The sequence below is a fragment of the Streptococcus sp. F2 genome, assembly GCF_056500955.1.
The window spans coordinates 37,060-46,201 of the sequence record NZ_JBWKAI010000016.1 but is presented as its reverse complement, the minus strand read 5'-3'; the positions used below and the strand labels follow the sequence as shown (position 1 = coordinate 46,201).

General features: G+C 39.4%; 7 protein-coding genes and 2 pseudogenes. All 9 read right to left on the bottom strand.

Annotation, left to right across the window (positions count from 1 at the left end; translation table 11 throughout):
• Positions 1–156, bottom strand: a pseudogene (locus ACYTR8_RS06280) (tagatose-bisphosphate aldolase); the annotation flags it as partial.
• Between the two features lie 9 nt (positions 157–165).
• Complete coding sequence (locus tag ACYTR8_RS06275; RefSeq protein WP_479641870.1) at positions 166–1,344, bottom strand: SIS domain-containing protein; 1,179 nt, start codon at positions 1,342–1,344, stop codon at positions 166–168.
• Positions 1,345–1,363: 19 nt separating this feature from the next.
• Positions 1,364–2,086, bottom strand: coding sequence for a GntR family transcriptional regulator (locus ACYTR8_RS06270; protein WP_443596989.1), 723 nt, complete (start codon positions 2,084–2,086; stop codon positions 1,364–1,366).
• A 156-nt stretch (positions 2,087–2,242) separates the two neighbouring features.
• A complete protein-coding gene (locus ACYTR8_RS06265) occupies positions 2,243–3,802 on the bottom strand; it encodes a zinc ABC transporter substrate-binding protein AdcA (protein WP_269760820.1) in 1,560 nt (519 codons plus the stop codon).
• Positions 3,803–3,952: 150 nt separating this feature from the next.
• Entirely contained in the window at positions 3,953–5,350 is a 1,398-nt protein-coding gene (locus ACYTR8_RS06260; RefSeq protein WP_269760821.1) for a C69 family dipeptidase, read from the bottom strand.
• Between the two features lie 132 nt (positions 5,351–5,482).
• Positions 5,483–6,394 (bottom strand): DNA-binding protein WhiA, encoded by a 912-nt coding sequence (gene whiA / locus ACYTR8_RS06255; protein ID WP_479641869.1) that lies wholly within the window; start codon positions 6,392–6,394, stop codon positions 5,483–5,485.
• Entirely contained in the window at positions 6,391–7,368 is a 978-nt protein-coding gene (locus tag ACYTR8_RS06250; RefSeq protein ID WP_003050082.1) for a YvcK family protein, read from the bottom strand. Before ACYTR8_RS06250 ends, whiA begins: the two co-directional genes overlap by 4 nt.
• Entirely contained in the window at positions 7,365–8,255 is an 891-nt protein-coding gene (rapZ, locus tag ACYTR8_RS06245; protein ID WP_269760822.1) for an RNase adapter RapZ, read from the bottom strand. The genes ACYTR8_RS06250 and rapZ overlap by 4 nt, the downstream gene beginning before the upstream one ends.
• A 132-nt stretch (positions 8,256–8,387) precedes the next feature.
• Positions 8,388–9,132, bottom strand: a pseudogene (locus ACYTR8_RS06240) (DUF1003 domain-containing protein).
• Positions 9,133–9,142: the final 10 nt, after the last annotated feature.

Genomic DNA, 9,142 nt, shown 5'->3' with positions numbered 1-9,142 from the left:
CAGGGTTTCCATTTGCTCAACCCTTGGCTCTGCTTCCTGATGAGCTGCCATCATGCGTTTTAAGGCGCCACGTTGGTCAAAAGCCAGAGCTGAAATGATTCCTCGGTGGCTCACTTTTTCTAAATAACTGTATTTTGCCTCTGATAATTGATGCATATCAACCTCCTACTTGCTAGGATAAGGGTGAATTGTTACCCCTTTGACCACACGATTAACTGTACCTGTTGCAGATGGGGTGTCAGGACGATTTCCTACTGCAATAGCTGTCAAGAGAGCTAGCATTTGTGCCACTAAAATCATTGGAAAGGCAAGATAGGCATCCGGCAATAACTGACTAGCTTCCAATACAAATTGATCTCCTGAAAAATTGGTTGGACCTTTTTGCAAGAGAGCTAGTGTTTTAAGTGCAATGCCATCTGCTCTAACTTCTTCTAATATCTCTAAATCATATTGTCTAACATAAGGATCGCTATTGACAAATCCTATTACCAAGGTGTCCATGTTGATAAAAGACTTTGGCCCATGTCTAAATCCCATCGAAGACTCATAAACTGTTGCAACCTGACCAGCAGTCAATTCTAGCATTTTTAGTTGAGCCTCCTGGGTTAAGTTAGCTAAACTTGCTGAACCCAGATAAACTAGACGTTCAAATCCTAAATCAGCTAGCTCTTGTAGCCGTTCTTCTTGATCAAGAATAGCTTGTCCAGCAAAAACCATATCAGCCACATAAGACTGCTTCTGAGATAAGTCGGTCGCATCATCAAAAATCAAAAGAGCTGCTAGCATCATGCAAGTGAAGCTACCTGTCATGGCAAAACCAGCATCATTGGCAGCTTCTGGCATTAAATAGAGAAAAGAATGATCATCTTGCTGTGCTTTTTTCGCCAGCTCCCCATCTTTGGCACACGTAATGATTAAATGATAACTATTCGGTACCAGTTGATTGATCAGATTAACAGCTGCCACACTTTCTGGACTATTACCACTCCTAGCAAAGGAGACTAATAGTACCGTCTCTTCCTCAGCAAGATAATATTCTGGCGCCGCAACCAGATCCGTTGAAGCAATACTATCAAAGAAATAGCTCTGCCGATTCCCTACCTTATTCAAGTAGGGACAAATAGTATTGCCAACATATTCTGATGTTCCTGCACCTGTAAAAATAACACGAACTCTATTTCCGTTAGCGCTTTCATATGCTGCCTTTAAAAAAGAAACTAGGGATTCTTTTGTTATGTCAAAAGAAGTCATGGTTTCTTGCCACAAAGCTGGTTGTTGCTTGATTTCTTTGGTAGTGATAGCTGCACCAAGAGCTTCCAAAGCTTCCTGCGATTTTGTAAACATGTATTAACCTCCCATTTTTTTAACCGTTGGGGTGATGTTGTACCCTATACCTAAACTGGTCTGCTCTTGCAATACTGAAAGTAAATTCGATCAAAATATTTTTATCGTTATAAGTTTTACGAATAATATGTAAGACAGGATCTCCTTTTTTGATTCCCAAAAGGTCTGCTTCATAGTCCAAGGCAATGCTAGCATAAAACTCTTCTTCTGCTATGCGAATAGTTTCTTGGTAATCCTCTGCAAATAAATCGTACATTGGCTTACGCTTCAAGTGCTCAATGCTTAACCCTTGAAAAAGCTGAGCAGGAATATAGGATCGTTCAAACATCAAAGGCATATCATCTGCAATCCTTAGACGCTCTAATTCAAAAACGTCAGTATCAACATCTATCTCCAAGAGACCAGATAAGTAGGGTGTCACTTGATACTGTTCAAAGGAAAGAATTTCTGTTTTAGGCATTTTTCCCATTTTTTTCATCTGCTCCGTAAAGCTATATGTACTTGATAAATCAGTGGCGGGTTCCTTGATACCAGAAACATAGGTTCCCTTGCCCTGCTTTTTATAAATTAAGCCCCGTAGTTCTAATTCTTTAAGAGCTAGTCTAATCGTGATGCGGCTAACCCCGTAAAGGTCGCTTAGTTCTCGTTCTGACAGTAATTTATCGTTCGCTGTCATGCTTTTTCTGATTTTAGCTTCTAGGGCATCAACAATCTGTAAATAGAGTGGTTGTTCTTTTGGCATCATATTCACCTCTAACTTGTTATAACCACCTAAAGTATATTATAATAATAATTCTTAGTCAAGCAAATATTTAGAAATATTAAAATTTTTTGATCAAAAATAAAAGAAAGAAAACAAAAAGCAAACCTAATCTTTCTTAGGTTTGCTTTTTTAGCATTAATGAGCATTGATTTCTTGGGCAATTTCACGACCAGACAAGTCTGAACCGTAGTAAGTTGGCCAATGTTCTAACTCTTTATGTAATTTTTCTTGGCTATCACCACCCCAATACAAGTGGAAATGCTCTGCTTTTTCAGGAGCAATGGCATGGTCACTGAATTGAACGTATTTGAATTCGCCAGCATCTGCTTCTTTAGCTTCAAACATGAAACGAACCCCACGATTTCCTTTTGGATAAGTCAAGATTTCTTTACCAGCATATTTGTAAGTAAAGGTTTTCTTTTCACCATTTCTCACAAATGTCATGGTGTTTTTCTTACCATTAATGTTGATTTGCTCCACATCAGTTTTGTAACCAGTAGTGTAGTAATCTTTGTATTCAGCTGCTGTCATTTTACCTTTAGATTTTTTAGCCTTGTAATCCCAAACTTGGTCTAAAGTGCCATCTTGAAGGTATGGGTAAACAGACTGCCAGTTACCAGACCAGTCAGATAATTTACGGTCTTTGACGTCTTTATCTTTGAAGTAACCATTATACACTGTCTTAGTGGTATCTTCTTCTGGAAGGATTTCTTTACCGGCAACATCAGTCGTCAAGCGTAATGTTTCAAGGTTTTTGCGCATGACTGTAAAGTAATCTTCGCCTGCTTTCATTTCTTTTTCTGTTAAGCCTTCAAGAGGACTAAGAACAGCTGTTTTAACTCCTGCTTCCTTAGCTAACGTTTTAGCTACCTTATTTGAAGCATTTTCCTCAAAATAAATGTATTTTACGCCATATTTCTTAACGTATTTTGATAAAGCTGCAATACGTTTTGCTGATGGTTCTGCATCTGGTGTGACACCATTAATCGCAATTTGGTTCAAGCCATAGTCAAGTGCCATGTAGCCAAAAGCAGCATGTTGAGTGACAAAGCTCTTTTGTTTCGCATCTGAAAGGGCTGTTGTGTAGTCCTTGTCAAGGTCTTTTAGTTTTTCAATATAAGCCGCTGCATTCGCTTTAAAGTCATCAGCTTTTTCTGGATAAGCTTTTGAAAGACTGTCGCGAATATTTTCAACAACCGTAATGCTACGGTATGGTGACAACCAGACATGTGGGTCAAAGGCATGGCTGTGTTCTTCTTCGCCATGTTCGTCATGACCATGCTCTTTATCAGCATCCTCATGGTCATGGCCGTGTTCATGGTCATGACCAGCACCTGCTACAAGTAGCATGTTCCCAGTTCCTTTAACAATGGTTACTTTTTTAGATTTCAATGATTTTTTAACATCAGAAATCCATGTTTCCATATTGTCATCCATATAAACGAACGCATCTGCATCTTGAATTTTTTTAATGTCTTTGGTTGACGGTTCAAAATCATGAGGCTCTGTTCCTGCCTTCATTAATAGTGACACATCGCCATCATTACCAATAACACCTTTTGTAAATTCGTAGACAGGGTAGAAAGTTGTGACAACCTTAACTTTACCCTCTGCTAACACTTGTTTTGCTTGGCTAAGTTGCCAAGCAAAAAACACACCGATTAAACTAATCATTAAAAGAATTTTCTTCTTCATGATTCCTCCTTTGTAATTAACTGGTTAAAAATCGACCAGTTAAGTATAACACACTCTCATCGTTTTTCCAAGTTTTTGATGTTTTTAATCTTATCATTCATGGAGAAAAGTAGAAAAAGGCTGAGCTCTTCTGCTCAACCCTGGACTTGTTTAGTCACTAAGACTGAAACGATTGGTCATTAAATTACTAGCATCAAAGAGAATCTTATTCAGCAAAGCTTGAGTATCTATTTGGATCTCATCGCTCATTTTTTGGTTTTCTTCTTCTAAATCAACTGTTTCGCCTGCTAATAGCTGTGCTTCAACTGCGTGTAATCGAGCATGCCCTTTTGCCATTGTTGCTTCTAAATAATGTTCCAAATCTGTTTCATGATGATTATGGTGAGGATCTGCCAAAGCCGCAATCAAGCGATTGGTCCAATAAAAATTATCGGTAGACACATTTTCGTGAGTGTTGGCAAAATAATCTGGAATAGTCTTCACCTGTGTGAAAAAAGGCACCATGGTATTAAATGGCATTGACCCATAAGCCATCCACTGGATAGCTGCAATTTCTTTAGGTTTATGAGGACGAATTTGCAAAATAGCTGTTTGGCTTGTACGATTAATACCAATAGGACGGAAAGTTTTCTTGCTAACCGGAGTCCCTTCTGAACCATAAGGATCATAAACCGTATCCTGATAGTGACTGCTCAAAACGTATTTAACATCCTCTACGGTAATTTTACGATAAGGTTTTTGGCACCAAGGAAGTGCAAAACTACGTGGATCTTGAACAATTTCTGGATTTAAGAATTTTTGCATGACCCAAGCACGTGGCGTATTATAGTGACGGTCTTTGTCACGTTGGCTACCAAAAGCATAGCGGGGATTAAAATGCTCATGGCTATAGGTTAAATCTAAGTGATACGTGTCAATAAAGTCCTTTAAATCAGCTGAGCAAAGGTAATCTTCAGGATTGTTAAATTCAAAATGATCAATGCCAAATTGATTGGGATTGGTGACATAAGTATCATCTGGCACCCGTCTTGCAATCCAGTGATGACCACCAATCGTTTCCAGCCACCAAATGTCATGTTCATCTGAAAAAGCCACACCATTTGACTCGTAAGTTCCATATTCTTCTAAAATGGCACCAAGGCGCAAAACCCCTTCACGCGCAGAACGGATATAAGGGAGCACTAAGGTTACCATGTCCTCCTCACCAATACCAGAAGCTACTAGAGGATCTGCCCCTAAAACACGAGAATTGGTAGTGATGGTTTCAGTTGCTGACATGGCCACATTAGCCTCGTTCACACCAGCTTCTGCCCAGATACCATCTTTACCAAGCGCATCAGGAACAGACGTGTAAGTCATGGGATTGTCCGGTAATTCCATTTCAAAGGAAGATTGCATCGAACGGTAATGTCTAGGCTGATCTTCTGCTTTAACCACGACCATTTTTTTAGGAGTGAAATCTCCATTTTGGGAATCTTCGGTCCGGGCAATCATAGTTGAGCCGTCATAAGATACTCTTTTTCCAACAAGAATAGTGGTGCAGGCCATAATAAGTCTCCTTTACAAACGATATATCTCTTTTATCATACCACAGAATATTAGACACTTCAAAAAAACAATGGAAAACAACTTTTAGAAAATGCAAAATCGCATGAACCTTTCTTCATGCGATAGTAGTGATTATAAGTCATCTGCAATTTTATTAATTTTGCGTAGCCGATGATTGACCCCACTCTTAGTAATGGGGAAATCAAGAGCATCAGCCACTTGCTGAATCGAATAGTCTGGATGTTTAACCCGAAGTTGTGCTACCTGTTGTAATTCAATTGGTAAACTTTCTAAACCAATTGTATCCATAATCTTAATAATGTTATTAATGGTTTTCATGCTAGCACTGATGGTCTTTGCTATATTAGCTGTCTCTACATTATTGGCTCGATTAATGTCATTGCGGGCTTCGCGCAACACCTTAATCCCTTCAAACTCTTCTTTACAAGTCATCGCACCGACAATTATCAAGAAATCCATGATATCTTCTGCCTTTTGTAGGTAGGTCACGGCACCACTCTTATGCTCGATGGTTTTAGCATCCAGCATGAATTTTTGCATCAACTGAGCTAAATCCTGCGCGTGATCAAGGTAGACAGAATACATTTCTAGCTGGTACTTGCCTGACTCGGGATCTCTGATACTTCCTGACGCTAAAAAAGAGCCTTTGAGATAGGAACGACCAGCATCATCATTCAATAAGATTTGAGGTTCAATGCCTGTTTCCAAACCAAAAAATGAATCAGCCAGCTTTAAGTCAGCTAAAATAGTGTCAACGCCTTGCTCCACATAGACGGTATATACACGATTTTTGCGAAGATTTGTCTTCTGATGATACCTGATTTCTGGCACAATGGCATAATCATCTTCAATCAGCGAGTAAATGTAGCGAGCGATTTTAGCATTTTCAGTTGTAATAGACAAATGAAGCCCTTGATTGACCAAACCCAAACTACCTGATAATTTGATGATAGCTGCCAGCTCATTTTTATCTGCAGTGGATAAATGAATTAATTCTTCTTTAACTTTAGTTGTGAAACTCATGGTTTAGCAATCCTCACTAAGTTCATCAATTCTTCAACCACCAGGTTACCATCATGAAAGGCTCCGCCATTCTCCAATCGTAAAAAATGAGAAGAAATCACCCGTTTAGCAGACTGACACAGCCCAGCAAAATCGTGATCAACCTGAACAAGGTACTCATCAAATTTGTTAGAATTCATATAAGCTTGAGGGACTTTAGCCACATTTACCAATACTGTATCAATAAGATCTGTTCCCAAATGCTGATTTAGAACAGCCACGTGATCAGCATCCGAAAATTGTTCAGTCTCTCCATATTGGGTCATGATGTTGCAAATATAAACGATTTCAGCTTTGGTTTGACGCAGGGCTTCTTTAATTTCTGGAATCACCAAATTAGGTAGAATGGATGTAAAAAGAGAACCTGGCCCCAAAACAATCATATCGCTTTCTAAGATGGTATCAACCACCTTACGACTGGCTTGAGGTTTTTGGTCATTATAGGTATTGGTCACATAAACGTGATCAATCATCCCTTGGTATTTGGCAATGGAGCTTTCACCTGCTACTTCGTGTCCGTCTTTAAAAACCGCATGAAGGGTCAAAGCTTGCTCGCTAGAGGGGTAAATTTTACCTGTGATGTGAAAAAATTTGGTTAAAATCTGAACAGCATTGTAGGTTGACCCCTGCATTTCAGAAATACCAGCAATAATCAAATTCCCCAGAGGATGACCAGCTAGAGCACCATCACGCTCGTTAAAACGATATTGGAAAACTCGCTCATAAAATTTAGGCATGTCACTCATGGCTAACAAGACATTACGCAAATCACCTGGAGGGGTTAATTGCATGGCATTACGAAGTTCTCCTGAGGAGCCTCCATCGTCAGCAACGGTCACAACAGCAGTAATATCAACAGCTTCTTTCCGAAGACTTTTTAAGATAACGGGAATCCCAGTCCCCCCACCTATCACAGTAATTTTAGGATTTTTCATGAACGATTTACCGTTTCCTTACGACGATTTTTATCACGATGGCTTTCATTAACTGACCAGTCTTCAGCTAAACTTTCAGCTAAGCGATGCGCAAAAGCAACACTTCGATGCTGGCCACCAGTACAGCCAATAGCCACCGTCAAGACCGATTTTCCTTCCTTTTGATAAGCCGGCAAAATGGGTACAATAAGGTTTAACAAATGCTTGTAAAACTCTTCTGATTCAGGGTGAGCCATGACATAGTCATAAACCTCTTGATCTAGACCTGTTTTTTCTCGCAAACTCACTTGGTAATAAGGATTGGGTAAAAAGCGAACATCAAAGACCAAGTCTGCGTCTAAAGGTAAACCATATTTAAACCCAAAGCTCATGACTTCCATCCGAAAAGAAGCTTGATTAGAATCTCCTGCGAACTGATCTGAAATAACTTTACGCAGCTGTCTAGGCGTTAATTCTGTAGTGTTGACCACATTTTGGCTCATACTTTTCAAAGGAGATAAGAGTTCTCTTTCCAAACGGATGCCATCAAGCACACGGCCATCGGACGCGAGCGGGTGGCTTCGTCTGGTTTCTTTATAGCGAGAAACCAATTCCCCATCTGTCGCATCTAAAAACAGAATACGACAGTCAATATGCTCATTCGTTTCTATACTATCTAAGACAGAGGTGATTTCTTTAAAAAAGAGACGACTTCTCATGTCCACAACCAGAGCTACCCTGCGATCTTCATTGGTTTGTTCGATTAACTCTAAAAATTTCGGAACTAGGGCTGGTGGCATGTTGTCAATGGTAAAATAACCAAGGTCTTCAAATGACTGAATGGCAACGGTTTTCCCTGCACCGCTCATTCCTGTCACAATGACCAAATTAATTTGTGTATCTGGCATCTGCATCTTCCCTTTCTTTATTGGCACGATTACCTTTTATTATACCACATAAGGTGACCTCCCAAAACGTTTAAAACGATAAGGAGTATTCTATCTTGTTTGATAGAAAAAATTTTGTTGGTAGACACATGGCTAAAGGTTCTCTTCTGAAGAGGTAACGTCTTCACGAGATTGCCGAGCTAATTGTTTGGTAATTGAAATGAGAATATCTGTTTGTAGCTTTTGAATCTGCATCAAATCAAACTGATCTTGTAATACCAAGTGATCAAGCTTGGTGTGCAACAAGCGGATGCCTTCTTCAGATGCTTTGTTGACATCATAGTCATTTTTAGCTTGTAAACGGTCATATTCAGAAGCCCGATTCTGACTCATCATAATAAGCGGAGCTGGAATGGCCGCAAGGGTGGATAAAGCAAGATTCAGTAAAATAAAAGGGTAATGATCAAACGCCAAACCAAAGGGACTAATCTCATTAAAGAGCATCCACATAGCCATAAAAATAACAAAGGAAATAATAAAGGTCCACGTTCCTCCAAAATGAGCCACCTGATCAGCTAGCCGTTGTCCAAACGTAATTTGGCTGTCTAAGGCCTCTTGGACATTTAAAATATGGTCTTTTTGTTTTTTAGAAACATCATAAACCATGTCTCGAATGCTATCGTTTTTTTAATTTAGCGCTTGTCATCATGTCATTAAGGTAACGCGAGCGGTAATCAGCTAAATGCTCTTGGCTAATAAAATCAGAAGGTCCCAGTTTGGGGTAGTCAGCTATGATGAGTTCTTGCAAAGGCTGGTCTAATTCAAAGAGAAAGACGCCTTCTGAAATAAGATAGTTTTTGGCATCAATAGCATCTTTTACCCATTTTTTATTTGTCATATGCTTCCTC